Origin of the sequence: Hydrogenophaga taeniospiralis CCUG 15921 (assembly GCF_001592305.1) — a bacterium.
Lineage (GTDB): Bacteria > Pseudomonadota > Gammaproteobacteria > Burkholderiales > Burkholderiaceae_C > Hydrogenophaga > Hydrogenophaga taeniospiralis.
Window position 1 is genome coordinate 116,170 of record NZ_BCWR01000019.1, and the last position, 22,302, is coordinate 138,471.

General features: G+C 67.5%; 22 protein-coding genes. 6 read left to right on the forward strand and 16 right to left on the reverse strand.

The features are described 5' to 3' along the window. Positions 1-26: 26 nt before the first annotated feature. The 3 genes from HTA01S_RS20810 to HTA01S_RS20820 are packed head-to-tail and all read right to left on the reverse strand — an operon-like array spanning position 27 to position 5,122. Complete coding sequence (locus HTA01S_RS20810) at positions 27-512, reverse strand: response regulator (protein ID WP_068174817.1); 486 nt, start codon at positions 510-512, stop codon at positions 27-29. Further along, positions 509-3,568 (reverse strand): PAS domain-containing sensor histidine kinase, encoded by a 3,060-nt coding sequence (locus tag HTA01S_RS20815; RefSeq protein ID WP_068174819.1) that lies wholly within the window; start codon positions 3,566-3,568, stop codon positions 509-511. Before HTA01S_RS20815 ends, HTA01S_RS20810 begins: the two co-directional genes overlap by 4 nt. Positions 3,569-3,619: 51 nt before the next feature. Continuing rightward, a complete protein-coding gene (locus HTA01S_RS20820) occupies positions 3,620-5,122 on the reverse strand; it encodes an FAD-linked oxidase C-terminal domain-containing protein (RefSeq protein WP_068174821.1) in 1,503 nt (500 codons plus the stop codon). A gap of 219 nt (positions 5,123-5,341) precedes the next feature. Between HTA01S_RS20820 and HTA01S_RS20825 the strand changes: the two genes are divergently transcribed. Then, on the forward strand, positions 5,342-5,770 hold the full coding sequence (locus HTA01S_RS20825) for an Hsp20/alpha crystallin family protein (protein ID WP_068174823.1): 429 nt from the start codon (positions 5,342-5,344) through the stop codon (positions 5,768-5,770). A gap of 250 nt (positions 5,771-6,020) precedes the next feature. Here HTA01S_RS20825 and HTA01S_RS20830 read toward each other — a convergent pair whose 3' ends face one another. From HTA01S_RS20830 to HTA01S_RS20850, 5 genes are all read right to left on the reverse strand, one after another. After that, entirely contained in the window at positions 6,021-6,890 is an 870-nt protein-coding gene (locus HTA01S_RS20830) for a LysR substrate-binding domain-containing protein (protein ID WP_068174824.1), read from the reverse strand. 210 nt (positions 6,891-7,100) lie between these two features. Further along, positions 7,101-7,949 carry a formyltetrahydrofolate deformylase gene (purU, locus tag HTA01S_RS20835; RefSeq protein ID WP_068174826.1) on the reverse strand — a complete coding sequence of 283 codons (849 nt, stop codon included), beginning with the start codon at positions 7,947-7,949 and terminating at the stop codon, positions 7,101-7,103. Positions 7,950-8,010: 61 nt separating this feature from the next. After that, positions 8,011-8,745: an anti-sigma factor gene (locus HTA01S_RS20840; RefSeq protein WP_068174827.1), complete on the reverse strand. Its 735-nt coding sequence runs from the start codon at positions 8,743-8,745 to the stop codon at positions 8,011-8,013. Further along, on the reverse strand, positions 8,742-9,311 hold the full coding sequence (locus HTA01S_RS20845) for a sigma-70 family RNA polymerase sigma factor (protein WP_084236392.1): 570 nt from the start codon (positions 9,309-9,311) through the stop codon (positions 8,742-8,744). Before HTA01S_RS20845 ends, HTA01S_RS20840 begins: the two co-directional genes overlap by 4 nt. 163 nt (positions 9,312-9,474) lie before the next feature. Beyond that, entirely contained in the window at positions 9,475-9,876 is a 402-nt protein-coding gene (locus HTA01S_RS20850) for a COG4315 family predicted lipoprotein (protein WP_068174831.1), read from the reverse strand. A 259-nt stretch (positions 9,877-10,135) separates the two neighbouring features. On the opposite strand from HTA01S_RS20850, the gene HTA01S_RS20855 reads away from it, so the two are divergent. Both HTA01S_RS20855 and HTA01S_RS20860 read left to right on the forward strand, forming a co-directional pair. Continuing rightward, positions 10,136-11,206, forward strand: a complete 1,071-nt coding sequence (locus HTA01S_RS20855) for an SPFH and helix-turn-helix domain-containing protein (RefSeq protein ID WP_068174834.1) — start codon at positions 10,136-10,138, stop codon at positions 11,204-11,206. A gap of 102 nt (positions 11,207-11,308) precedes the next feature. After that, positions 11,309-12,367 (forward strand): hypothetical protein, encoded by a 1,059-nt coding sequence (locus tag HTA01S_RS20860; protein ID WP_068174837.1) that lies wholly within the window; start codon positions 11,309-11,311, stop codon positions 12,365-12,367. A gap of 8 nt (positions 12,368-12,375) precedes the next feature. Here HTA01S_RS20860 and HTA01S_RS20865 read toward each other — a convergent pair whose 3' ends face one another. After that, positions 12,376-13,245 (reverse strand): ChaN family lipoprotein, encoded by an 870-nt coding sequence (locus HTA01S_RS20865; RefSeq protein ID WP_068174840.1) that lies wholly within the window; start codon positions 13,243-13,245, stop codon positions 12,376-12,378. Positions 13,246-13,304: 59 nt separating this feature from the next. Here HTA01S_RS20865 and HTA01S_RS20870 point away from each other — a divergent pair, with 59 nt between their 5' ends. After that, complete coding sequence (locus HTA01S_RS20870) at positions 13,305-14,387, forward strand: AbrB family transcriptional regulator (RefSeq protein ID WP_068174842.1); 1,083 nt, start codon at positions 13,305-13,307, stop codon at positions 14,385-14,387. Between the two features lie 138 nt (positions 14,388-14,525). Here the strand turns inward: HTA01S_RS20870 and HTA01S_RS20875 are convergent, their stop codons facing one another. The 3 genes from HTA01S_RS20875 to HTA01S_RS20885 all read right to left on the reverse strand — a co-directional run bounded on the left by HTA01S_RS20875 (position 14,526) and on the right by HTA01S_RS20885 (position 17,168). Beyond that, positions 14,526-14,810 carry a BTH_I0359 family protein gene (locus tag HTA01S_RS20875; RefSeq protein ID WP_068174844.1) on the reverse strand — a complete coding sequence of 95 codons (285 nt, stop codon included), beginning with the start codon at positions 14,808-14,810 and terminating at the stop codon, positions 14,526-14,528. Between the two features lie 220 nt (positions 14,811-15,030). Then, positions 15,031-16,227, reverse strand: a complete 1,197-nt coding sequence (locus HTA01S_RS20880; RefSeq protein ID WP_068174846.1) for a DUF3108 domain-containing protein — start codon at positions 16,225-16,227, stop codon at positions 15,031-15,033. 32 nt (positions 16,228-16,259) lie between these two features. After that, complete coding sequence (locus HTA01S_RS20885) at positions 16,260-17,168, reverse strand: IclR family transcriptional regulator (protein WP_084236394.1); 909 nt, start codon at positions 17,166-17,168, stop codon at positions 16,260-16,262. A 252-nt stretch (positions 17,169-17,420) separates the two neighbouring features. Between HTA01S_RS20885 and HTA01S_RS20890 the strand changes: the two genes are divergently transcribed. Continuing rightward, positions 17,421-18,431 carry a fumarylacetoacetate hydrolase family protein gene (locus tag HTA01S_RS20890; RefSeq protein WP_068174848.1) on the forward strand — a complete coding sequence of 337 codons (1,011 nt, stop codon included), beginning with the start codon at positions 17,421-17,423 and terminating at the stop codon, positions 18,429-18,431. Between the two features lie 48 nt (positions 18,432-18,479). Here the strand turns inward: HTA01S_RS20890 and HTA01S_RS20895 are convergent, their stop codons facing one another. The 4 genes from HTA01S_RS20895 to HTA01S_RS20910 form a co-directional block, all read right to left on the reverse strand. Beyond that, a complete protein-coding gene (locus tag HTA01S_RS20895; RefSeq protein ID WP_068174849.1) occupies positions 18,480-19,637 on the reverse strand; it encodes an ABC transporter substrate-binding protein in 1,158 nt (385 codons plus the stop codon). Positions 19,638-19,810: 173 nt separating this feature from the next. Next, on the reverse strand, positions 19,811-20,254 hold the full coding sequence (locus tag HTA01S_RS20900; protein ID WP_068174851.1) for a VOC family protein: 444 nt from the start codon (positions 20,252-20,254) through the stop codon (positions 19,811-19,813). A 70-nt stretch (positions 20,255-20,324) separates the two neighbouring features. Then, complete coding sequence (locus HTA01S_RS20905) at positions 20,325-20,774, reverse strand: hypothetical protein (protein ID WP_068174853.1); 450 nt, start codon at positions 20,772-20,774, stop codon at positions 20,325-20,327. Between the two features lie 51 nt (positions 20,775-20,825). Beyond that, on the reverse strand, positions 20,826-21,185 hold the full coding sequence (locus HTA01S_RS20910) for a TraR/DksA family transcriptional regulator (protein WP_068174855.1): 360 nt from the start codon (positions 21,183-21,185) through the stop codon (positions 20,826-20,828). Between the two features lie 267 nt (positions 21,186-21,452). On the opposite strand from HTA01S_RS20910, the gene HTA01S_RS20915 reads away from it, so the two are divergent. After that, positions 21,453-22,292: an enoyl-CoA hydratase/isomerase family protein gene (locus HTA01S_RS20915; RefSeq protein ID WP_218017374.1), complete on the forward strand. Its 840-nt coding sequence runs from the start codon at positions 21,453-21,455 to the stop codon at positions 22,290-22,292. The last annotated feature ends 10 nt before the right edge of the window (positions 22,293-22,302 follow it).

Below are 22,302 nucleotides of genomic sequence, written 5' to 3' on the forward strand. Positions count from 1 at the left end.
GCCTTGTGCAGGGCGGGCCGGGGGGATCAGGCGAGCTCGCCGAACCCGGTATTGCGCATGCCCGAGGAGGTGGACTGCGGCGCGGACTGGTTGATGTTGATCCAGAACTCGCAGACGTGTTTCATGGCGCTGAGAAACTGCGAGAACTCGGTGGGCTTGGCGATGTAGGCGTTGGTGCCGGCGTCGTAGGCACGCTGCAGGTCGCTGGGTTCGGTCGAGGAGGTCAACACCACCACGGGGATGTTGTGCAGCATGTCCGAGCCCTTGATCTCGCGCAGCACGCCGATGCCATCGAGCAGCGGCATCTTCAGGTCCAGCAGCACCAGCACCGGGTTACCACCGCTGCGGTCGCTGTAGCGGTCGCGGCGGTAGAGGTAGTCCAGCGCCTGCATGCCATCGGAGACGTGGGTCACACGGCCATCCAGCCCATGGCGCGCCAACGCCAGCTTGGTCAGCTCGGCGTCGTCGGGGTTGTCCTCAACGAGCAGGATGGCTTCGGCATTCTTGTTCATGGTTCGAGCGCCGCGGGCATGGTGTCCCGCGAAAAATCAGTAGGACTGGCCCCCTCAAAAGGGAGCGAAAAATAAAACACACTGCCTTCACCCAACTGACTTTCTGCCCAGATGCTACCACCGTGCCTCTCCAGGATGCGTCGCGTCAGGGCGAGTCCGATGCCGGTTCCCTCGAATTCGGAAGCGCGGTGCAGGCGCTGGAACACGCCAAACAGCTTCTGCGAATACTTGGTGTCAAAGCCGACGCCGTTGTCCCGCACGTAGAAGGTGTAGCCCGCCACCGGGTCCACGCTCCAGCCCACTTCGATGCGGGCCCGTTCGCGTGGCCGGGTGTACTTGTAGGCGTTGCCCAGCAGGTTGGCCCAGACCTCGCGCAGCAGCAAGGCGTCGCCCTGGACCACGGGCAGGTCGGGCGCGACCACCCAGTCCACCACACGACCTTCGGTGTCGTGGGCCAGCTGGCTGACCACCGCATCCACCAGCAGGGTGAAGTCCACCGCCGTGAGGTTGACCGCCGAGCGGCCCAGGCGGGAGAACGCCAGCAGGCCGTCGATGAGCTGGCTCATGTGCCGCGCCGAACCACCGATGGTGCCGAGGTAGCGCCGCGTGGTCTCGTCGATCTGGTTGTCGAGGTGCTCTTCCAGCAGGCTGACGAAGCTGGAGATGTGGCGCAGCGGTGAGCGCAGGTCGTGCGAGACCGAATAGGAGAACGACTCCAGGTCCTTGTTGGCGGCCAGCAGCTGTTCCGTGCGCTCGGCCACCCGGTTCTCCAGCTCGTCGTTGATGTTGCGCATCAGGTCGTCGAGCCGCTTGGCATCGCTCATGTCGCGGTTGATCTTGGCAAAGCCGCGAAGTTCACCACCGTCGTCGCGCAGCGCGATCAGCAGCGAATGGGACCAGTACCGCGACCCGTCCTTGCGTTCGTGCCAGCTGTGCAGCTCGTGCTGCCCGCGCGAGGCGGCCAGCCGCAGCATCTGGTTGGCGCTGTCCATGGCATCGGCGGGGTCGTGCTGCCGGAACAGCACCGAATAGTGCCGGCCCAGAACCTGGGTGGGGGCATAGCCTTCCAGCCGCTGGGCGCTGTCGGTCCAGTCGGTGATGAGCCCGTCGGCATCCATGAAGAAGATGCAGTACTCGCGCAGGTTGTCCACCATGAGGCGGAAACGCTGCTCGCTCTCGAGCAGCTCCGCCGAGCGTTCCTGGATGCGCTGTTCGAGCTCGTCGTTGAGCTGGCGCACACGCTCCTCGATGCGTTTGCGCTCGGTGATGTCGATGGTCTGCACGAACACGCCCTGCACCCGTCCTTCGTGGATGTCGGGCAGGTACTTGGTGCTCACATAGACCGGTGTGCCGTCGATCATCTGACGCCAGGTCTCAAAACTCTGCGTCTGGCCGGCCAGCGCGGCGCGCAGGCGTGGGCCGATCTCGGTCCACAACTCGGCCGCGACGCACTCGCTGACGGGCCGTCCGACGATCCTGGCCGGATCCATGCCGTACATGCGCTGGTGTTCGGCGTTGGCGAAGCGGAAGCACAGGGACGCGTCGAGATAGGCGATCAGCCCGGGCACGTGGTCGGTGACGGTCTGCAGGAAGCGCTGGTTCTCGCGCAGGGCCTGTTCGGCCGCCTTGCGCTCGGTGATGTTGAGGAGGGTGCTGTTGGTGCGCAGGAAAGCGCCTGTTTCGTCGTACACGGCCGTGCTGGAGGCCAGCGCGATGAAGGGCCTGCCGTCGGGCATCTTGATGCCCACTTCCTCGGGTTCGAGCTGCCCGGTGTCGGAGAGCAGATGGCGGCGGGATTCCTGTTGCGCCAGGTATTCGGGTTGCACCAGATCGCGAAAGCTCAGGCGACCCACGACGTCCTCGCGCTTGAGTCCCAGCCACTGCAGCGCGGTCTGGTTGATCATCTGCACCACGCCCCGCTCGTCCAGCGAGTAGTAGCCGCACGGCGCCTGGTCGTACAGATCCTGGGCTTCGCGCAGGGTCCGGCTCAGCCGGGCGTTGGCGGCGGCCAGTTCCACGGTGCGTTCCCGCACGCGGTCCTCCAGCTCGGCGCTGAAGCGCTGGATCGCTTCCTGCTGCTGGTGCAGGTCGGTGATGTCGCGCGAGATCGCCAGCAGCATCACCGGACGGCCCTGCGCGTCGCGGATCGGTGACAAGGTGGTGTCCCACCATTTGGGCGTGCCCTTGAAGGTTTCGCCAAAGGCGACGAAACGGGCGTTTTCCCCCTGGCAGGCGGATCCGATCGCCGCGCGGGCGAGCGCTTGCCCGCCCTCGGGCCACCAGGTGGCCCAGTCGCTGCCACGCACCTGCTCGAAGTCGTCAACCTCCACCAGCCGGCAGCCCTGCGCGGTCATCTGCAGCACATGGCCCTGCAGGTCGAGCACCTTGGTGCAGTCCGGGCTGCTGGCGATGATCTGTCGGTTGAGCTCGTCCTTGAGGCGCGCGTCGGCCTCCAGGGTGCGCAGTTCGGTGATCTCCTGCACAAAACCCAGCTGGCTCAGGAAATGGCCTTCGGCGTCGTGCACCGGGACGTTGCGCATCGACAGGTGCACGACTTCGCCGTCCGGGCGCTGCAGACGGAATTCCATGCTCTGGCTCCGGGCCAGTGCAACCCCCTGGCTCCAGCAGGTCTTCACGTGCTCCAGGTCGTCGGGGTGCACGCGGCGCAGCCAGCCCTGTTGGAGGAAGTCCTGAGCGTCCAGACCGAAGATGCGCAACAGGGCGTCGTCCACGTGGGTGACGATGCCTGCGCCGTCGGTGCGGAAAATGCCGATCGGAAACGCGCTGGCCAAGGCTGCGAACAGCGCCTGGTATTCCAGTGGGTCGGGGGCCGCGTCGGTGGGGCTGTTGACCGGGGGCAGCGCCTGGTCGAGCGGCAGCAGAAGATCGGCTTCGGGGGGCACGCCCGGAGTGCCGGCCTGCAGATGGCGCAGGCGCTGGTTCTCGGCCCTCAGGACTTCGATTTCGCGCAGAAGCGCCTGCTCGCGCGCCGAACCGACCAGATCGCGGGGAGGCGCAGCCTGGCGTTGGTCTGACTCGGGGAAAGGCGCGCTCATTGCGCGTTACTGTACCTGAGCCCCCTCTGTTTGCATCGTCAAATTTGACAGTCAGAAACGGTCCAAATCGGGGTATGCCAACCGCCCGCCGCGCACCAGCATCTTGCCGTATTCGGCACAACGTTGCAGTGTCGGAATCACTTTGCCTGGGTTCAGTAGTTCTTTGGTATCAAAGGCTCTTTTGACACCGAACATCTGCGCGTTTTCCTCTGCAGAGAATTGCACACACATGCTGTTGAGTTTTTCCACGCCCACGCCGTGTTCACCGGTCACTGTGCCGCCCATGGCGACGCTGGTTTCCAGGATGTCGGCGCCGAACAGCTCGCAACGGCGCAGCTGGTCGGGGTCGTTGGCGTCGAACAGGATCAGCGGGTGCAGGTTCCCGTCGCCCGCGTGGAACACGTTGGCGCAGCGCAGGCCGTACTTCTGTTCCATCTCGCCGATGGCCAGCAGGATGTCGGCCAGGCGCTTGCGCGGGATGGTGGAGTCCATGCACATGTAGTCGGGGCTGATGCGCCCGCTGGCCGGGAACGCGTTCTTGCGCCCGCTCCAGAAGCGCAGGCGCTCGGCTTCATCGCGACTGACCGCGATGGCGGTAGCGCCGTGGTCGCGCAGCACGGCGCTCATGCGGCCGATCTCTTCTTCCACTTCCTCGGGGGTGCCGTCGCTCTCGCACAGCAGGATCGCGGCGGCGCTGAGGTCGTAACCAGCGTGCACGAAATCCTCGACGGCGGCGGTCATGGGCTTGTCCATCATCTCCAGGCCGGCCGGGATGATGCCGGCCGCGATCACGGCGGCCACCGCGTCGCCGGCCTTTCGGATGTCGTCGAAGCTTGCCATGATGCAGCGCGCCAGCAGGGGCCTGGGCACCAGCTTCACGGTGACTTCGGTGACCACGGCCAGCATGCCCTCACTGCCGATCACCAGCGAGAGCAGGTCCAGGCCGGGCACGTCGAGCGCTTCGCCGCCGAAGCTCACGGGGTCACCTTCCATCGTGAAGCCGCGCACCTGCAGCACGTTGTGCACGGTCAGGCCGTATTTCAGGCAGTGCACGCCGCCGGAGTTCTCGGCCACGTTGCCGCCGATGGTGCAGGCGATCTGGCTGCTCGGGTCGGGCGCGTAGTACAGGCCGTGGGGCGCGGCGGCTTCGCTGATGGCGAGGTTGCGCACGCCGGCCTGCACGAGGGCCGTGCGTGAGCGCGGATCGATGCGCAGGATGCGGTTGAACTTGGCCAGCGACATCGTCACGCCCATGGCGTGGGGCATGGCGCCCCCGGACAGGCCGGTGCCCGCGCCGCGCGCCACCACGGGCACGGCCAGCGCATGGCAGGTCTTGAGCACGGCGGCCACCTGGTCTTCGGTCTCGGGCAGGGCCACCACCAGCGGTCGCTGGCGGTAGGCTGTCAGGCCGTCGCATTCGTAGGGCGTGGTGTCCTCGTTGTGCCAGAGCAGGGCGTGGGCGGGCAGCACCGCCTGCAACGCGCGCACCACCTCCGCCTGGCGCGCGGCGCGTTCGATCTGGCTGACCTGGGCAGGGGTGGAGGGTGCGTTCATGGTGGGGCGGCGGGCAAGAAGCGGGAATTCAGTTTAGGCCAATCGGCCGCTCGGCGATTGAAGAAACTTGCAGCCACTTGTGAAGTTCGCGCAGCGCTCCGCCGGTCGGGGCCGGCGCATCAGGGGGCTTGAAAAATCGCGGGGTGGCATCCATTTTTCGGCAGGGAGGGGCACTGCCCGTGCTCCCTGATCCGCCAACGCTGAAAAAGGAGTTTTGCCATGAACCATCTGATCGCCCGTTCCGGTCTGTTCGACGACTTCTTCAAGGACGTCGCCCCCGGTTTTTACGTCCGTCCCTTGCACGGCGACTCGTTGCCCTCACCGTCCCAGATCAAGATCGATGTGAAGGAAACCCCGTCGGTCTACACCGTGGTGGCCGAGGTGCCCGGCGTGTCCAAGGAAGACATCCACGTGACGGTCGAAGGCAGCGTGGTGACGCTGCGCGCCGAGATCAAGCAGGAAGACAGCCAGAGCCAGGACGAAAAGGTGTTGCGCACCGAGCGCTACTACGGCGCGGTGTCGCGCAGCTTCCAACTGGCGACCGATATCGACAACGAGCGCGCCAAGGCCAAGTACGAAAACGGGGTGCTGACGATGACCCTGCCCAAGAAGGTGGCCCTGGCGGGCCAACGCCTGAATATCGAGTGAGCTGAGTGAGCTCCCCCTGCGCCGCTGACGCGCGCCTTGCAGGCCGCGACATCGCCAGAGGCGATGCCTCTTCGTCCCGTCCAAGCCTGCGCAGGCAGGCTTAGGAGCCGCGGTCCTCAGCCCCCTCTCTCGCCTGCGGCGGGAGGGGGACGCTCCCTGTGGCCCGGCGGAGCCGGTTCCACGGGAACTCTGGCGGGTGGTCATGCGCTCCGGCGCAAGGTTTGGGTGTCTCTGCCTCAAGGAGTCGTTTTCAGCTCAACGACTTTTTGAGCCACTCGGCAAAGGCCGCGCACTCCCAGCGGTCCATGGTGCCGGTGCGCCAGCACAGGTAGTGCGCGTGCGGGCTGGGCACATGGCGTTCGTACAGTGGCACAAGCGTGCCGTGTTCCAGCCAGGGTGCGGCCAGCTTGAGCCGCACCAGCGCCACCCCCATGCCGGCGGCGGCGCCGTCACACATGAGGCCGATGTCGTTGAACTGCGAGCCGTCCACCGGCTCGGGCCAGTCCAGGTCGTGCGCGGCGAACCAGGTGCGCCAGGGCTCCAGCGGGCTGCGCAGCAGGGGCACACCTTCCAGGTCTTCGGGGGCGTCGAACGGACCGTGCTCGCGCGCAAAGGCCGGTGAGGCCAGTGGCGTGATGTCGTCCTTCATCAGGCAGACGTGCTCCACGTCGGCGTAGCGGCCGGTGCCGAAGCGGATCATCAGGTCGGCGTCTTCGGCCACCACGTCCAGCAGCGGGATGCTCACCTGCAGCGTGAGGTCGATCTCCGGGTAGGCTTCGCTGAACTGCTTCAGGCGCGGCAGCAGGATGGAGCGCGCGAACGTGGGCGTGACCGCCAGCCGCAGCTTGCGCCGCCCGGGCGTGGCGGCGCTGCTCGGGAATTTCTGCAGCGTGGCCAGGCCCTCGCGCACGTGGGCCAGGTATTCGCTGCCCTCGGTGGTCAATGAAAAGTCGGCCCGGCCAAACAGCTTGGTCCCCAGGATCTGCTCCAGTTGCTTGATGCGGTGACTCACCGCGCTGGGCGTCACGCACAGCTCTTCGCTGGCCTGTGTGACGCTGCGCAGGCGCGCCAGGGCTTCGAAGGTCAGCAGGCACTGAATCGGCGGGATCCTGATCGTCATACGGTCACCTCACACGCTGCGCCAGAAGGGAAGGGGGTCAGGCACGACGCGCACGGCCGCCCCGAAGCGGATGTGCGCCCCCCAGTGGGGGGAAGCAGCCCGCAGGGCTGCATCGGGGGGCGTTCCAGGTTCCACGCGCACGGCCGCCCCGAAGCGGACGTGAGCCCCCCAGTGGGGGGTGGCAGCCTGCAGGGCTGCATCGGGGGGCGTTCATTTGAAAACCACCGTCTTGTGCCCGTTCAGCAGCACGCGGTGCTCGCTGTGCCACTTCACGGCGCGCGCCAGCACTTGGCTTTCGGTGTCGCGACCCCGCGCGGTGAGGTCTTCCACGTCGTCGGTGTGGTCCACGCGGGCCACGTCCTGTTCGATGATCGGGCCTTCGTCCAGATCGGCCGTCACGTAGTGGGCGGTGGCGCCGATCAGCTTCACGCCGCGGTCGTGCGCCTGGTAATAGGGCTTGGCGCCCTTGAAGCTGGGCAGGAAGCTGTGGTGGATGTTGATCGCCTTGCCCGAGAGTTCGCGGCACAGGTCGTTGCTCAGGATCTGCATGTAGCGCGCCAGCACCACCAGCTCGGCACCTTCGCTGCGGATCACTTCCAGCTGTTTCGCCTCGGCCTGCGCCTTGGTGGCGCCCGTCACCGGGATGTGGTGGAAGGGCACGTTGTAGCCGGCGGCGAGCTGGTAGAAGTCGCGGTGGTTGCTCACGATGGCGCGGATGTCCAGCCGCAGCAGGCCACTCTTCCAGCGGAACATCAGGTCGTTCAGGCAATGGCCTTCCTTGCTGACGAAGATCACAGTCTTCATGGGCTCGGCCAGCGGGTGCAGGCTGCAGCGCATGGCGAAGGGCTCGGCGAACAGCTTGAGATGCGTGCGCAGGTCGTCCTGCGTGAGCTGGCTGCAGGTGAACTGCACCCGCATGAAGAACAGACCGGTGTCGTGGTCGTTGTACTGCGCGGCTTCTTCGATGTTGCCGCCGCGCTCCAGCAGGAAGCCCGAGACGGCGTGCACGATGCCAGGGCGGTCCTGGCACGACAGGGTGAGAACGTAGGTGTGGTTCATGGTGGGCGATTGTCGCAGCACCAGTGGCTGGCCGGCGTCCCAGAGGTGGGGCGCCCAGCGCTCAGTTTGCCGGCAATTTCCAGAGCTTGCCGCACAGGCCGCGGTAGACGAAGGGGCCGGTCGGCTGCGGAGGCGCGGCGCCCACGGTTTCGATGGAGACCGCCAGCTCCACGGCGGGGAAGAAGGTGTCTTCGGCTGGTTGGCTCAGCGGAGCGCTGACAAATGCGCCACCCGGGATGGCGGAAACACCCTGCACCTGGCCGGCCTTGTCGATGGTCCAGAGGTACAGCGTCTTGCCCTCAGGCACCGTCACCGGACTCAGCTGCTTGAGGTCCACTGTCCGCCCCTTGCGCAGGCTGGAGACGATGAGGCCGGGCTTGCCTTCCGCGTTCGCCAGCACGCCGACATAGCTCTCCGGCAGTTGTGTGCTGCTGCGTGAGGCTTCCCACAGCGGCCCCAGCACGCTGCCGAGCAACAGCCCCAGAGCCAGGGCGCCCGCAGGAACGGGTGAGAGCCAACGCGCCCACCAGGCCGGTTGTCGCGTGGTGGGGCGGGTGTCCCCGAAGAGCCGGCGTTCCAGCTGTTGCCATCCGCCCGGGTCGACGGGCAGCGGCTTCTGTGCCGCCAGCACGCCGCCCAGCCGTTCGTGCCAGGACCACACGGCCTGCGCGACGTCAGGGCGCTGGGGCATCAGCGCCTCCATGCGCCGCCGCGCGGGTGCCGCCAGTGTGCCGAGCGCGTATTCGGCGGCCAGGCGGTCGACCGTTTCAGGGTGTTGGTGCCAGCAGGTCTTCATGCGATCGACCCCATGCACAGTTTGAGGGCCATCAGACTGCGGCGGGTCCAGGCCTTGATGGTGCCCAGCGGACGCTGCAGGCGCCCTGCAAGCTCCACGTGGGTCAGCCCCTCGACGTAGGCGAGCAGCACCGCCTGGCGGGGTTCGGGGTCGAGCTGCCCCAGGCAGCGTTGAAGGCGCTGCTGGTCCTGCTCGAAGCTCAGCTGTTCAAAGACGCCAGGTTGTTCACTCGCGGCGTCGTGGACGATCTCCTCGCCATCGTCAGCCTGCCCATGGATCGACACCTCGGTCGGGCGTTTGCGCAGGTGGTCCACCGCGCGGTTGCGTGTGACCACACACAACCAGGCCAGTGTTCTGGTCGATGGTGCGGTGGTTTCGGACGCCTTGTGCCACAAATGGGCGAACACCTCCTGCACCACATCCTCGGCCGCATGCCGGTCCTGGAGCACCCGTGCGGCGGTCGCCAGCAAAACGCCTGCCGTGAGTCCGTAGAGCGCTTTGAAAGCGGCGCGGTCACCCATGCCCACGCGGGCGAGCAACAACTCGACCTCTTGATGTGTTCCCATGAGACGCTGGATGGAGTGGGGAAAGGGCGGCGCCCCAAGGGCATGGGGCGCCGCCGACCTTTTGGCGTCAGTCAATGTATCGCAGATCGTTTGCGGCCAGCGAAGGCCGTTGTGCCCACCGGCATGGGCCGTCCAGCCGGCGTCTGAGGCGCTTTGAGGCGCCTCAGTACGTGTAGGCGGAGGGCGAGGGTGTGGCCGAGGCCGATGGGGCGGCGGGCTTGACGATGTGCCAGACACCGCCGCTGCCGTCGCCAGCCTTGTCGCCGGGCTGGGCGTCGCCGGCGAAGTAATAGAGCGGCTTGTGGTTCCAGGTCCATTGCCGGTTGTCCATGCGTGCGGCTTTGGGGTGCGCTTTGGCGCCGGCTGCGGCGTCCGCCACATAGGCTGGCCAGGCCTGCAGGCAGGCGCCTGCGCAGTTGCTCTTGTCGGCTTGGTCCTTGTCGAAAACGTAGAGCGTGCGACCGGCGGGGTCCGTGACGATCCCGCCCTGAAGCACCGGTTGTGCTTGTGCGGCGCCGATGCCCAGTGCCAGCAGCGTGGCGGCGAAAAGAGGGTGTTTTTGCATGAAATGCTCCGATGGTGTCGTTGAAAAAAAGCAGGCCGTTGGTGGTGACCTGATGGAAGAACGGCGGCAACGGCGATTTGGATGCAGGGGATGCGAAATATTTTTTCCGAACGGTGATGGGCCGCGCTTCCGCGCTCGAACGGTGCAGGCGTTCGAGCGCCATGCACGCCGTCAAGTTGGTACCATGGCCTGCCCGCCGGCAATGGTCCTGAACGACCGCGCCTGTGGCCTTGTGTGTGCTCAGCTCTGGAGAACTGAAATGGCCATCCTGGATTTTCTGAACCGCCAGTTCATCGACGTCATCGAGTGGGTGGACGACTCGCGCGACACGCTGTCGTTCCGCTTCCCGGACGACGACAAAGAGATCAAGAACGAGGCCCAGCTCATCGTGCGCGAGAGCCAGGTGGCGCAGTTCGTCTACGTGGGCCAGTTCGCCGACACCCTAGGCCCGGGGCGTCACACGCTCAAGACCGAGAACATTCCCATCCTGGGCGATCTGCTGGGCTGGAAATACAAGTTCCAGACGCCATTCAAGGCCGATGTCTATTTCGTCACCACCCGCGTTTTCGCGGGCAACAAGTGGGGCACGGCCAACCCGGTGATGATGCGCGACGCCGACTTCGGCGTGGTGCGCATGCGCGCCTTCGGCACCTACGACTTCAAGGTTGTGGACCCGGTGCTCTTCCTCAAGGAAGTGGCCGGCACCGACCACCAGTTCCGGCTCGACGAGTTCACCGACGTGATGCGCTCGCGCATCGTCAGCGTGTTCAGCGAAACCCTGGCCGCGGCCCGGGTGCCGGCACTGGACGTGGCCACGCGCTACGGCGAGCTCGGTGCGGCCCTGCTGGAGCCGCTCAACGCCGCGATGCGCAGCAAATACGGCCTGGAAATGACCGCGTTCGTGGTCGAGAACGTGTCGGTTCCGCCCGAGCTGGAGCAGGCCATCGACAAGCGCGGCGCCATGACCGCGATCGGCAACCTCAACGACTACGTCAAATACAACATGGGCAACGCGCTGGCCGAGGGCAAGGCCGGCACGGCCGGCATCGGCGCCGAACTGGCCGCCGGCCTGGCCATGGGGCAGTCGATGATGCAGGGCGGCGGCATGGGCGCGGCGGCCGCGCCGTCGATGCCCGGCTTCGTGCCTGGTGCCGCACCGGCCGCCACGGCGGCGGCACCCGAACTGCTCACACCCGAGCAGGTGGCGCAGGTGCTGTCGGTGTCGGTGGGCGACGTGTTGCAGGAGCTCGAAGCCGGCAACCTCAAGGGCCGCAAGATCGGCAGCCAGTGGCGCATCGGCCGCCCGGCACTGGACGAATTCCTGAAGTGACGCCCCCCTGCGCCGCTTCGCGTCTTCCCCCCGTGACGGGGGGACCACGCCCACGGCCTGGCGAAGCCAGTTCCGTGGCGTGTGCCGGCTGACGGGGCCCTCATGCCGTTGAAGGAAGTCGACGCGCAACAGAAGTTCGCCTGCCCGGCCTGTGGCGGCGAGGCCCAGTGGCACCCGGGCAAGCAGGCGCTGGTCTGTGCCTACTGCGGCACCGAGTCGCCCTACCGCATCGAGGCCGCTGGTGAGATCGTGGAGCACGATCTGGTGGCCGCGCTCAAGGCCGTGCCGCAGAGCGCGCGCGGCCTGCTGGAGCGCCGCCAGGTGCGCTGCCAGCACTGCCAGGCCATCAGCTTCTTCAGCGCCGAACAGCAGGGGCGGCGCTGCGACTTCTGCGGCTCCACCGCCCTGCTGCCGTTCGACGAGGGCCTGGACGTGATCCGCCCGCAAAGCCTGCTGCCCTTCAAGGTGGCCGAGCCCGAGGCGCGCAACCGCCTGCGCCAGTGGTACGGCAGCCGCTTCTGGGCGCCGAACGCGCTCAAGCGCCGGGCGCTCACCGACACCCTGCACGGCGTCTACCTGCCGTACTGGACTTTCGATGCCCACGGCAGCGCCCACTACACGGCCGAGGCCGGCACCTACTACCGCGACCACCAGAACAAGCAGCAGGTGCGCTGGCGACCGGTCAGTGGCCAGGTCGCGCAGAGGTTTGACGACACCCTGGTCTGCGGCTCGCGCGGGGTGCACCCGGCGCTGATGCGCGCCATCGAACCCTTTCCCACCACCTCCGAGCTGCAGCCCTACGATGCGGCCTACCTCAGCGGCTGGACCGTGGAGCGCTATGCCCTGGACCTCTCGGGCGCCGCGCAGCAGGGGCGCGAGCGCATGCTGCAGGCGCTGCGCCAGACCTGCGCGCAGGACATCGCCGCCGACACCCACCGCAACCTGCAACTGGACGCCCGCTTTGACGAACAGACCTTCAAACACGTGCTGCTGCCGGTCTGGCTGGTGAGCTACCAGTACGGCGACCGGAGCTTCCAGGCGGTGGTCAACGGTGTGTCGGGCCAGGTGGCCGGCGAGTACCCCAAGAGCTGGGTCAAGATCGCGCTGGCGATCTTGCTGGGGCTGGTGCTGCTGGCGGTGTTCGCTTATCTCGATCAGTAGCCGGGGCATCAGCGGCCCATGCTGCGTTTCATCTCGCCGCAATAGTCGCGCGGTGCGCGCGGCGGGCTGCTCCAGACCGCGTCGGAACCGGGCGAGGGTTCGCCGGACGGTGCCGCTTCAGCGTGCCCGGGCCGGGCCAGCGCCACCACGACGCGGTGTGCCAGACCCGTCGGCAGGTGCAGCGGCACGCCCAGATCGCGCTGCACGTGGTGGTTGCCCGCCACCAGCAGCACCGTCTGCCTGGGTCGTATGGCCGCGGCGGCGGTCCGGGCCATGGCCTGGTCGCGGGCGATCTGGATGCGTGTCATGGGCGTGATCTGTGGCGCAGGCAGCAGGCCGCAGTGGCCTTCCTGGATGGCCTTGCGCTGGCGCTCCAGGGCGGCGCTGGGCAGCAGCCCGTCCAGCGTGGTCTGGCCCATGGCCGCGCGCATCTCGGCGCGGGGCAGGTTGGCACCGAACACGGGCACGCCGGCGCGCACCGCCGCCATCACCACTGGCGCGTAGCTGGGCCAGGGCCAGCCGCCGTTGTCGGGTCCCCAGCGCAGGGCCTGCTGCACCTGGGCCTCGCTCGCATCGCGGGGCAGACCGGCGGTGCTCGCGCCGGATTCGGCCATTTCCACCACCAGCGCTGCCAGTTGCCCGCGTGTGGCCAGCTGCTGCACCAGTGCGCGCTGCAGCGCCTGGTGTTCGGGGGCGTCGTGTTGTTCGCCCACCAGCAGCAGTGGGGTGGGCAGCAAGCGCTTCAGCAGCGCGCCGGCCGATGCGTCCGGGTCGGATGGTGTTGCTGTGGATGCCGCGCAGCCGGACAGCAGCGCGGCGGCGGTGGCCCACACCGCAACCCACGCGGCCACCCGGATGACAGGGCTTCGACAGTTCATCCGCCGATACTACGGCCCCCGGGCCTTCCAGCCCCGTCTGTCTTTTCGCTCTCCGCGTGATGTCCTTTTTTTCGCTGCGGCCCGCGTCCTGGACGCGCACGGCCCTGACCCTGCAGCTGGCCAGCGCGGCGGCACAGCTGTGCGTGTGGCTGGGCACACCCATTCCCTGGATGATCGGCCCGCTGGTGGCCACGTCCCTGGTGTCGGTGCTGGGCGCGCCCACGGAAAGCTGGATTCCCCTGCGCAACGCGGGGCAGTGGGTCATCGGCACCGCGCTGGGTTTGTATTTCACGCCCGCTGTCGGTGCGCTGGTGGCGAGCCTGTGGTGGGGCATCGCGCTGGGCATCGTCTGGGCGCTGGCGCTCGGCCTGGGGTTCGGTGCCTGGATGCGCCGCGTGCACGCCGGGCACCTGAGCGGGCTCACGCCAGCACAGCTGCGCAGCACCACCTATTTCGCGGGGTCCATTGGCGGGGCGTCTGAAATGACCCTGATCGCCGAGCGCCAGGGCGCGCGCACCGATCTGGTGGCCGCCGCGCACAGCCTGCGTGTGCTGCTGGTGACGCTGACGGTTCCTTTTGCGATGCAGTTCTGGGGCGTGAGCGGTCTGGACGCCTTGCCGCCCGCCACGCGCGCGGTGCAAGTCAGCGGCCTGCTGTGGCTCGGCCTGCTCACGCTGGCGGGTGTGTTGCTGATGCGGCGGCTGCGCCGCGCCAACCCCTGGTTCATGGGGGCGTTGCTGGTCACCATGCTGCTCACGCTGTCCGACGTGACGCTGTCGGCCATCCCGGGCTGGCTCAGTGCGGCGGCCCAGCTCGTCATCGGCGTGAGCCTGGGCGTGCGTTTCAACCCGGCCTTCGTGCACACCGCGCCGCGCTGGCTGGCCTCGGTGGCGTTCGCCAGTGGGGTGATGATGGGCTTGTGCGCCGGCTTCGCCTGGCTGCTGGCGGTGCTCACCGGCCTGCACCCGGCCACGCTGGTGCTCGGCACGGCGCCCGGCGGCATCGCCGAAATGGCCATCACCGCCAAGGTGCTGCAGCTCGGCGTGCCGGTGGTGACCGCGTTTCAGGTCTGTCGCCTGGTGGCGGTACTGGTGCTGGCCGAGCCGGTGTACCGCTGGCTGAGCCGGAAAGACAAGGCCTGAAAAAACGAAGCCCGGTCAAAACCGGGCAAAACGCGAGAGGGGAAGTTTCCAAGGATGCCGCGGAACCGGCTCCGCCGGGCCGCAGGCATCGCCCCCCGGGGGGTGACGCGCCCCTAGGCGCGGCGCGGGGGGAGCGTTCTAGTGCATCACCACCGGCATCTGTGCCAGCGTGGCATAGCCTTCCAACGTGTCCTCCACCTCTTCCTGCGAAGGGGTGTTCTGTTGCCAGGCGGTGATCTGGATCTGGAACATTTCGGCCCAGGAGCCGTCCAGGTAGACCTCTTTGCCCGACCGTTTGTCCACGATTTCGAAACCGTGGCGCGGGATTTGCGGGCCCTGGTCCAGTTCGACCTCGCCCTCGATCTGGGCGTTGGCGAGGATGTGGACCACGGCAAAGGCATCCGAGTCGTAGAGCATGTGCATGACTGACATCCTTGAAAGAGAGAAACCTGTGTTCCTCATGAACCTTATATCGGCAATCGGCTGGACTTATGCAGTCCGTCTGGTGATTTAGATGGTCACGACCGGCGAAGATTCAAGAAGCGTGTCATTTTTGGCACACTTTCCGGGGCTCAAGGCGTGGATTGGTGATTTCAGTGTGTATGCACTCACTTGTTTGTGGCGCGCCCCGGGGCGTGCCGGCTCACTGCGGGGGCGGCGATGCGGCACCGGTTTCCGGCGGGGTACGCAACTGCAGGTCAAAGTAGTCCCCGTTGGGCTCGGTGACGCGCATGCGGACCGGCAGGTGGTGCAGGGCCGGGGCCAGCCAGACTTCGACCATGCGGTCGTAGGGCCGGCGCGGGCTGCGGGTCAGCTTGCGGACCTCGAAGTCACCCGCGGGCACGGTCAGCCGGGTCTGTGGTCCGACCTGGAACAACCAGATCTCCGACGCGTCCACGCCGCTGACCGGCAGGCGCAGGGTCTGGCCTTCGCGGAAGGCCGAGGGCTGGGCGTTGAACAGGGCGGCCAGTTGCAGGTTGACCGTGAGCCGGTCCTGGACCCCGGGCAGCAGGGGGGCGTCCGGGGCATTGTTGCTGTAGCGGATGCGTTGGGTGGCATGGTCAAAATGGGCCGCCCGTTCGCTGCGCTTGCGGTCGGTGAAGCGCTCGGGGACCAGGCCTTTGGCGTTGATCTGTCCTTCGCTGGTCTGCGTCAGGCTGCCCAGGAACAGCACACTGATTTCCATGCTGGTCTTGTAGCGCTGCCCGTCCTGTTCCCATTTCAGATGGCCCCGGGCCGAATACGGCATGCCCTTGGAGTCGGCGCTCACGTCGTAGCGCAGATCGGCGCTGGGCGGGACCTGCGCGTCCCGCAACGTGGCGTCGGTTTCACTCGCGCTCTCCTGGGCCGCACCGGTCGCTGCCGCGCTGGTGGCGGGTGTTTCGGGTGCGGGCTCCGGCGGCGGTGCGACCTCGGCCGGTGGGGTCGGCGTGGGTTCGGGCTCCTCCGGCGGTGGCTCCGGTGGCGCTTCCGCGATCTCGACCGGTGGCGGTTCTTCGGGTTCCGGCGCTGGAGGTGGCGGCTTCTTCACCACCTGGGGTTTGGGCTTGGGTGGTGGAGGCGGCGCCGGGGGCACGGGCTTGGGCACGATCCAGCGCACCGTGCTGGTGGTGACCGGGGGGGGCACGTCGGGTGGCGATGCGGCGGCCGTGTCGGGTGGGGTTGTCGGGTCCGCAGGCACGGGGGCCAGGCCGGCATTCGGCTCGGGGCTGTCCAGCAGATCCAGCGACCAGCTGGACACACCACCGCTCAACAGCAGCAGGTGCAGTGCCAGCACACCGGCGGCCAGACCCAGCAGCACGTGCCAGCGGGGCGAGGCGTCGAGACGGGAGCGGGGCATGGGGCGGGGCAAGGCGGAGAAAAAAGCCGGCTTCAGCGCGACGGGGTGTGGCCCAGATCGGCGCTGAGCTGGTGCGCGCAGCGCAGCAGGGCGGTGGCGGGTGCGCCGTCCCAGGCCGTGTCGAGCGTGGTCACCGAACCCAGCACCACCAGGCCCAGCGTCAGGTGGCCCTGGGCATCGAACACCGGGGCGCAAAAGCCCCCCACGCCGGGCAGCAGGCTGTGGATCACGCGCCCCAGGCCGTGGCGGCGGGTTTCCTCCAGCACGGCCTGCACGTCGGCCTGGCTCTGCGGCAGGTCGGCCGCCGCGAAGCCATTGCGTGGCAGTTTCTTCAGCCGCGCGAGCTCGTCGCGGATCATGGGCGCGATGCGCTGGGCATCGCGTCCTTCGTGGCCCATGAACGCGGCGAAGCAGCGGCCGGTGGCCGAGGTCAGCAGCGGCATCACATCGCCCAGGCGCAGCGTGACCGGCACCGTCTGGGGGGCCTCGGCCCAGTGCACCATGGTCGGGCCCTGGTTGCCCCAGACCGCGATGGCCAGGGTGTGACCGGTCTCCAGCAGCAGCGCCTCGACCCGCTCGCGCGCGAGCTTGACGCCATCGATCCGGCTCAGGCTGGCCAGGCCCAGGCGCAGGGCGGCGGGGCCGAGGTCGTAGCGGGTGGTGGCCGGATCCTGCATCACCAGGCCCATGCGCTGGAAGCTCACGAGGTAACGGTGCGCCTTGGCAGCGCTCATGCCGGCGGCCGCGGCCAGGTCGCGCAGCATCAGCGAACCCGGTGCGTTCGAGAGCGCGTTGAGCAGCTCGAAGCCGACCTCGACCGACTGGATGCCCGCGCGCAAGGGCTCGTCGTCATCGGTCGGTTCGGTGGCGGGCGCGGCCGTGCGCCGTGGTGCGCGGGCCGGTGCTACAGCGGTGGCGGGGGAGCGAGGGGCGGCGGGCATGGTGGGCGGGAGGGGAGGTCGGTTTTGCACGGTGGGACCGTGGGCGGGTTCCAGGGGGAATTCCGGGGTCATTGCATGCGCGTCGGGACTTTGTTCTAGAATCCGATTCTTACGGATAGGTTAACTGATTTCACTATTCGTAATTTCATGTGCATGATGGCTCCCGGGGAGCCACCCGGCGGTCGGTCGCGTGAGCGCTTGGCCGGGGGGCAGAATCATGGCACCTCAAAGAACCCGCAGCAGGAGACTTGCATGAAACTCGCCACTTACAAAGACGGCTCGCGCGACGGACAACTGGTGGTTGTTTCACGCGATCTGTCGACCGCTCATTATGCGACGGGCATCGCCCACAAGCTGCAGCAGGCACTGGACGACTGGAACTTCCACGCCCCCCAGTTGCACGACCTGTACGTCACGCTCAACCAGGGCAAGGCGCGCCACGCTTTCCCGTTTGACCCCGCCCAATGCATGGCGCCGCTGCCGCGCGCCTACCAGTGGGCCGACGGCTCGGCCTACATCAACCACGTGGAGCTGGTGCGCGCGGCGCGCAGCAGCGAGGTGCCATCTTCCTTCTACACCGATCCGCTGATGTACCAGGGCGGCAGCGACGACTTCATTGGCCCTTGCGACGACGTGGTCGTGCCCAGCGAAGACTTCGGCATCGACTTCGAGGCCGAGATCGCCGTGGTGACGGGCGACGTGGCCATGGGGGCCAGTCCCGAGCAGGCGCTTGATGGTGTGCGCCTGCTGATGCTGGTGAACGATGTGTCGCTGCGCAACCTGATCCCGGCCGAGCTGGCCAAGGGCTTCGGCTTCTTCCAGAGCAAACCCGCCAGCGCCTTCAGTCCGGTGGCGGTCACGCCCGACGAGCTGGGCGACGCCTGGGCCGGTGGCCGGGTGAACCTCACGCTGCAATCGACCTGGAACGGTCGCAAGGTCGGCATGTGCGATGCCGGACCGGAAATGACCTTCCACTTCGGCCAGCTGATCGCCCACATCTGCAAGACGCGCAACGTGCGCGCCGGCTCCATCGTGGGCTCGGGCACCGTGAGCAACAAGGCGATCGAGGTGGACGGGCGCAAGGAATGGCCCAAGGGCTACAGCTGCATCGCTGAAAAGCGCTGCATCGAAACCATCCTCGATGGCCAGCCGAGCACCGAATTCATGAAGTTCGGTGACACCATCCGCATCGAGATGAAAGGCAAGGACGGCCAGAGCATCTTCGGCGCCATCGACCAGAAGATCGCGCCGCTGGGTCGCTGACCACCGGTGCCGCGGTGGGCCCGCCCCGGCCCACCCCGGTTCAGGCGTTCAGGTGCGGATGCGCCCGTCGCCGGTGAGCATGGAGAGCTCCACGAACTTGGAGGCCACGTGGTTGTCGGGGCCGAACGACACGTTGAATCCGCCCATGGACAGGTCGCGGATGCTCTCCAGCCCTTCGATCAGGCTGTTGCGGGTCGGCCGGCCCGAACCACCACGGCGCAGGCCCTCGGTGAACAGCTTGGCCGCCATGAAACCTTCCATGCTGGAGAAGTTGGGCTGCACCTTGTTGCCGCCCTGGGCGATCATCGCCAGGAACTCACGGGTCAGCGGCCGGGACGAGCTGTACGGCGAAGGCACCACCTGCGTGACGGCCACGCCGGCGCCCTCTTTGCCCAAGGCATCGGCCAGGGCCTGCGTGCCCACGAAGGACACGTTGTAGAAGCTGCCGCCGAAGCCCGCCTTGCGCGCCGCGCGGATGTAGGCGGCGCAGGACGCGTAGGCGCTGATCTGCACCACCGCGTCGGGCTGGGCCGCGTTGAGGATCTTCACCGCTTCGGCCACGTCGACCGAGTTGCGCTCAACGGTGGCGGTCGCCACCGGCTTGAGCGACTGGGCCTCCAGTGCCAGGTTCACGCCACTCAGGCCGGCCTTGCCGTACGCATCGTTCTGGTAGAACACCGCGATCTTCTTCAGGCCCAGGTGGGTGAGCTGGCGCACGATCAGCGCGGTTTCGTCGTTGTACGACGCCCGCATGTGAAACGCCATGCGGTTGAACGGCTGGCGCAGCCCCATGGCGCCGGTGAAGGGGGCGAAGAACGGGGTCTGGGCCTTGATCGCCAGCGGCAGTGCCACCACGCTGGTGGGCGTACCGATGTAGCCAAACAGCGCGAACACCTCGTCGGCCAGCAGCTTGCTCGTGTTCTCGGCACAACGGTCGGGCTCGTAGCCGTCATCGAGCTGGCGCAACTCGATATGGGTCTGGTTCACACCCCCCTGGGCGTTGAGCTGGTCGAAATACAGCTTGGCACCCGCGTGGAACTGGATGCCCAACTGGGCGGCGGCGCCGGTGAACGCGGCCGACTGGCCCAGCACCAGACGGTTGCCCGACTGGGCCCTCAGGGTGGGCGCACCCAGCACGGCAGCGCCGGCGATCAAGCCATTGAAAGAGCGTCGCGAAAGACCGGAGGAAGAAGAGGATGAACGCATGACGACCTGGTGGGGAAATGGAGTGTTGTGGATGCAGTCTCGGGCGCTTGGTGCGTGCCTCTTGAGCGACGTTCAGGGGATCGATGCTAACGGCCAACAGACGCGCGCGTGGCGACGTCTAGCGCCGCGAACGGGCCGCTCATCGACCCACCGCATCGGTACCCGCGCCGCCATCATTGGGCATACACCTGCGCCAGCGAGGCAAAGCCCTTGATCTCGATAGGGTTGCCGAACGGGTCGCAGAAGAACATCGTCCACTGCTCCCCCGGCTGGCCTTCGAAGCGGACCTGCGGGCGCAACACGAAGTCCATGCCCGCGCGCTCCAGCCGCTCGGCCAAGGCCTGCCAGTCGGGCAGCAACAGCACCAGGCCAAAGTGCGGCATGGGCACCAGGTGGTCGCCCACACGGCCCGTGCGCGTGGTCTTGAACGGCTCGCCCAGGTGCAGCGAGATCTGGTGACTGAAAAAGTCGAAGTCCACCCAGGTGTCGGTGCTCCGGCCTTCGGCGCAACCCAGCACGCCACCGTAGAAGCGGCGCGCCACGTCGAGGTCGGTCACATGGAACGCCAGGTGGAACAGGCTGCGCGCGGGAAGGGTCTGGGGGCTGTGGGTCGGCATCGGGGCAGGATAGCCGCTCAGCGGATGTGCTGCTCTGGCGTAGGCGAAAAAACGCTGCCGCCACCGGGGCTCAGCGCTGCGTGGGGTCGCCGGCGTTCTGGTCGTGCTTCAGGAAATACTGGCGCGCCATGGCCACCAGCTGGCGGTCGGTGGGGTGGTCGGCAGACACCACATCGACGATGGCGCTGGCGATGTCCTTGTCGTGGTGCTGGCAATGGGCACGGAACTCGTCCTTGGCCTGCGCCGGGCCGGTCACCAGAATCTCGCGCACGCCCTGGAGCGCCTGCGCGACCTCGTGGTAGAAATTGTCGTCGGCCGAGTTGTGCCCGCCCTCGGGGGAATGGTTGCCACTGGCCGCGGGGCCGCGTCCATGCATCAACTGGTGCGAGCCCACATGGCCGCCGGTGGCCTTGTGGTGCGAGCGGGACTTGATGCTCTCGGACTCGACATGTTCACGATCGAACATCAACACATGGGCCTCGCGGCGGTCCATCCATACGACAGCGTGAAAAGTGGACATGGGAAAACCTCCGGAAAAAAAGAAAAGGCGCGCCGGTGGGCGTGCTCGGTGTCAGGCCTGCTCGGCCTTCTCCTGGCAGGCGACGCAGCGCAACGCGGTCGGGTTGGCGTGCAGCCGCGCGGTGGGGATGGCGACGCCGCAGTCGACGCACAGGCCGTAGCTGCCATCGGCGATGCGTTTGAGCGCCTCGTCGATGGCGACCAGCTCGGCGGATTCGCGCTCTTCCAGCCCGAAGGCCAGGTCGCGCTCGGTTTCGGCCTGCGCCCAGTCGTCGCTGCCGGCCTCGCGGGCGTCTGCGGCCGCCTCGGCACGGCTGATCTTGCCGCCCCGCTGGGCGCGCAACTGGCCCAGCAGCTCGGTGCGCATCTCGCGCAGCTGGTTGGCAAAAGTATCGGAAACGTTCTGACTCATGCAAGCTCTCCTCGGGGTTCTGGGAAGCGCCGCGGGCGATGGCTCGCGCCCGGCGCCATGACAGACATACTGCGCCTGTACCCTGACAGGGGCGTTGACACACGTCAAGTCCCGCCCGATGGGGCGCGGCCTGGGCCTGCGCCGGAGCGCCAGTCCGTGGCCTGGATTCCCGGCGAATCGGGCCAGTCCGGTCGGTCAAACGGGGCAGAATCGCCCGATCATTCCACCCAGCTCCCGGGGCGACGGACCCCGGCAACGGAGACAGCCATGACCCCTGTGGACTACAGCCGCTACCAGACCCTCGCTATCAGCCGCCGCGGCCCGCCCGTGGACGGCGTGCCCTCGGTGCTCGACATCCAGATGCGCGCCGACGGCCCCGGTGGCAACGGCAAACTGCCCACCGCCGGCCACGAAGGCCATTGGGAACTGAGCGAGATCTGGCGCGACGTGGGGCGCGACGACAGCGTGCGCTGCGCCGTGCTGCGCGGCAGCGGTCTGGGCTTTTCGGGCGGCGGCGATCTGGCCCTGGTGCAGGACATGGCGAGCGACTTCGAGGTGCGCACCCGGGTCTGGAAAGAGGCCCGCGACCTGGTCTACAACGTGATCAATTGCGACAAGCCCATCGTCAGTGCCATGCACGGCCCGGCCGTGGGTGCGGGCCTGGTGGCCGGCCTGCTGGCCGACATCTCCATCGCCGCGAAGAGCGCCAAGATCGTCGACGGCCACACCCGCCTGGGCGTGGCGGCGGGCGACCACGCGGCCATCGTCTGGCCGCTGCTGTGTGGCCTGGCCAAGGCCAAGTACTACCTGCTGCTGTGCGACCCCATCAGCGGCGAAGAGGCCGAGCGCATCGGCCTGGTGTCGCTCGCGGTGGATGACGACGCGTTGCTCGACAAGGCCTACGAGGTGGCCGACCGCCTGGCCTCGGGCAGCCAGACCGCGATCCGCTGGACCAAGTATTCGCTCAACAACTGGCTGCGCCAGGCCGGCCCGGCGTTCGACACCTCGCTGGCCCTGGAATTCATGGGTTTTGGCGGCCCCGACGTGCACGAAGGTGTGGCATCCTTGCGGGAACGGCGCGTGCCCCGCTATGGCGTGGACGGCTGAGAGCCACCGC

Coding starts and splice junctions, on each gene's coding strand:
- HTA01S_RS20910 (WP_068174855.1), bottom strand. CDS start 21,185: ATGAGTCAGAACGTTTCCGATACTTTTGCCAACCAGCTGCGCGAGATG.
- HTA01S_RS20855 (WP_068174834.1), top strand. CDS start 10,136: ATGGCCATCCTGGATTTTCTGAACCGCCAGTTCATCGACGTCATCGAG.
- HTA01S_RS20905 (WP_068174853.1), bottom strand. CDS start 20,774: ATGTCCACTTTTCACGCTGTCGTATGGATGGACCGCCGCGAGGCCCAT.
- HTA01S_RS20890 (WP_068174848.1), top strand. CDS start 17,421: ATGAAACTCGCCACTTACAAAGACGGCTCGCGCGACGGACAACTGGTG.
- HTA01S_RS20815 (WP_068174819.1), bottom strand. CDS start 3,568: ATGAGCGCGCCTTTCCCCGAGTCAGACCAACGCCAGGCTGCGCCTCCC.
- HTA01S_RS20915 (WP_218017374.1), top strand. CDS start 21,453: ATGACCCCTGTGGACTACAGCCGCTACCAGACCCTCGCTATCAGCCGC.
- HTA01S_RS20865 (WP_068174840.1), bottom strand. CDS start 13,245: ATGAACTGTCGAAGCCCTGTCATCCGGGTGGCCGCGTGGGTTGCGGTG.
- HTA01S_RS20870 (WP_068174842.1), top strand. CDS start 13,305: ATGTCCTTTTTTTCGCTGCGGCCCGCGTCCTGGACGCGCACGGCCCTG.
- HTA01S_RS20825 (WP_068174823.1), top strand. CDS start 5,342: ATGAACCATCTGATCGCCCGTTCCGGTCTGTTCGACGACTTCTTCAAG.
- HTA01S_RS20875 (WP_068174844.1), bottom strand. CDS start 14,810: ATGCACATGCTCTACGACTCGGATGCCTTTGCCGTGGTCCACATCCTC.
- HTA01S_RS20850 (WP_068174831.1), bottom strand. CDS start 9,876: ATGCAAAAACACCCTCTTTTCGCCGCCACGCTGCTGGCACTGGGCATC.
- purU (WP_068174826.1), bottom strand. CDS start 7,949: ATGAACCACACCTACGTTCTCACCCTGTCGTGCCAGGACCGCCCTGGC.
- HTA01S_RS20885 (WP_084236394.1), bottom strand. CDS start 17,168: ATGCCCGCCGCCCCTCGCTCCCCCGCCACCGCTGTAGCACCGGCCCGC.
- HTA01S_RS20820 (WP_068174821.1), bottom strand. CDS start 5,122: ATGAACGCACCCTCCACCCCTGCCCAGGTCAGCCAGATCGAACGCGCC.
- HTA01S_RS20845 (WP_084236392.1), bottom strand. CDS start 9,311: ATGGGAACACATCAAGAGGTCGAGTTGTTGCTCGCCCGCGTGGGCATG.
- HTA01S_RS20860 (WP_068174837.1), top strand. CDS start 11,309: ATGCCGTTGAAGGAAGTCGACGCGCAACAGAAGTTCGCCTGCCCGGCC.
- HTA01S_RS20810 (WP_068174817.1), bottom strand. CDS start 512: ATGAACAAGAATGCCGAAGCCATCCTGCTCGTTGAGGACAACCCCGAC.
- HTA01S_RS20900 (WP_068174851.1), bottom strand. CDS start 20,254: ATGCCGACCCACAGCCCCCAGACCCTTCCCGCGCGCAGCCTGTTCCAC.
- HTA01S_RS20840 (WP_068174827.1), bottom strand. CDS start 8,745: ATGAAGACCTGCTGGCACCAACACCCTGAAACGGTCGACCGCCTGGCC.
- HTA01S_RS20895 (WP_068174849.1), bottom strand. CDS start 19,637: ATGCGTTCATCCTCTTCTTCCTCCGGTCTTTCGCGACGCTCTTTCAAT.
- HTA01S_RS20830 (WP_068174824.1), bottom strand. CDS start 6,890: ATGACGATCAGGATCCCGCCGATTCAGTGCCTGCTGACCTTCGAAGCC.
- HTA01S_RS20880 (WP_068174846.1), bottom strand. CDS start 16,227: ATGCCCCGCTCCCGTCTCGACGCCTCGCCCCGCTGGCACGTGCTGCTG.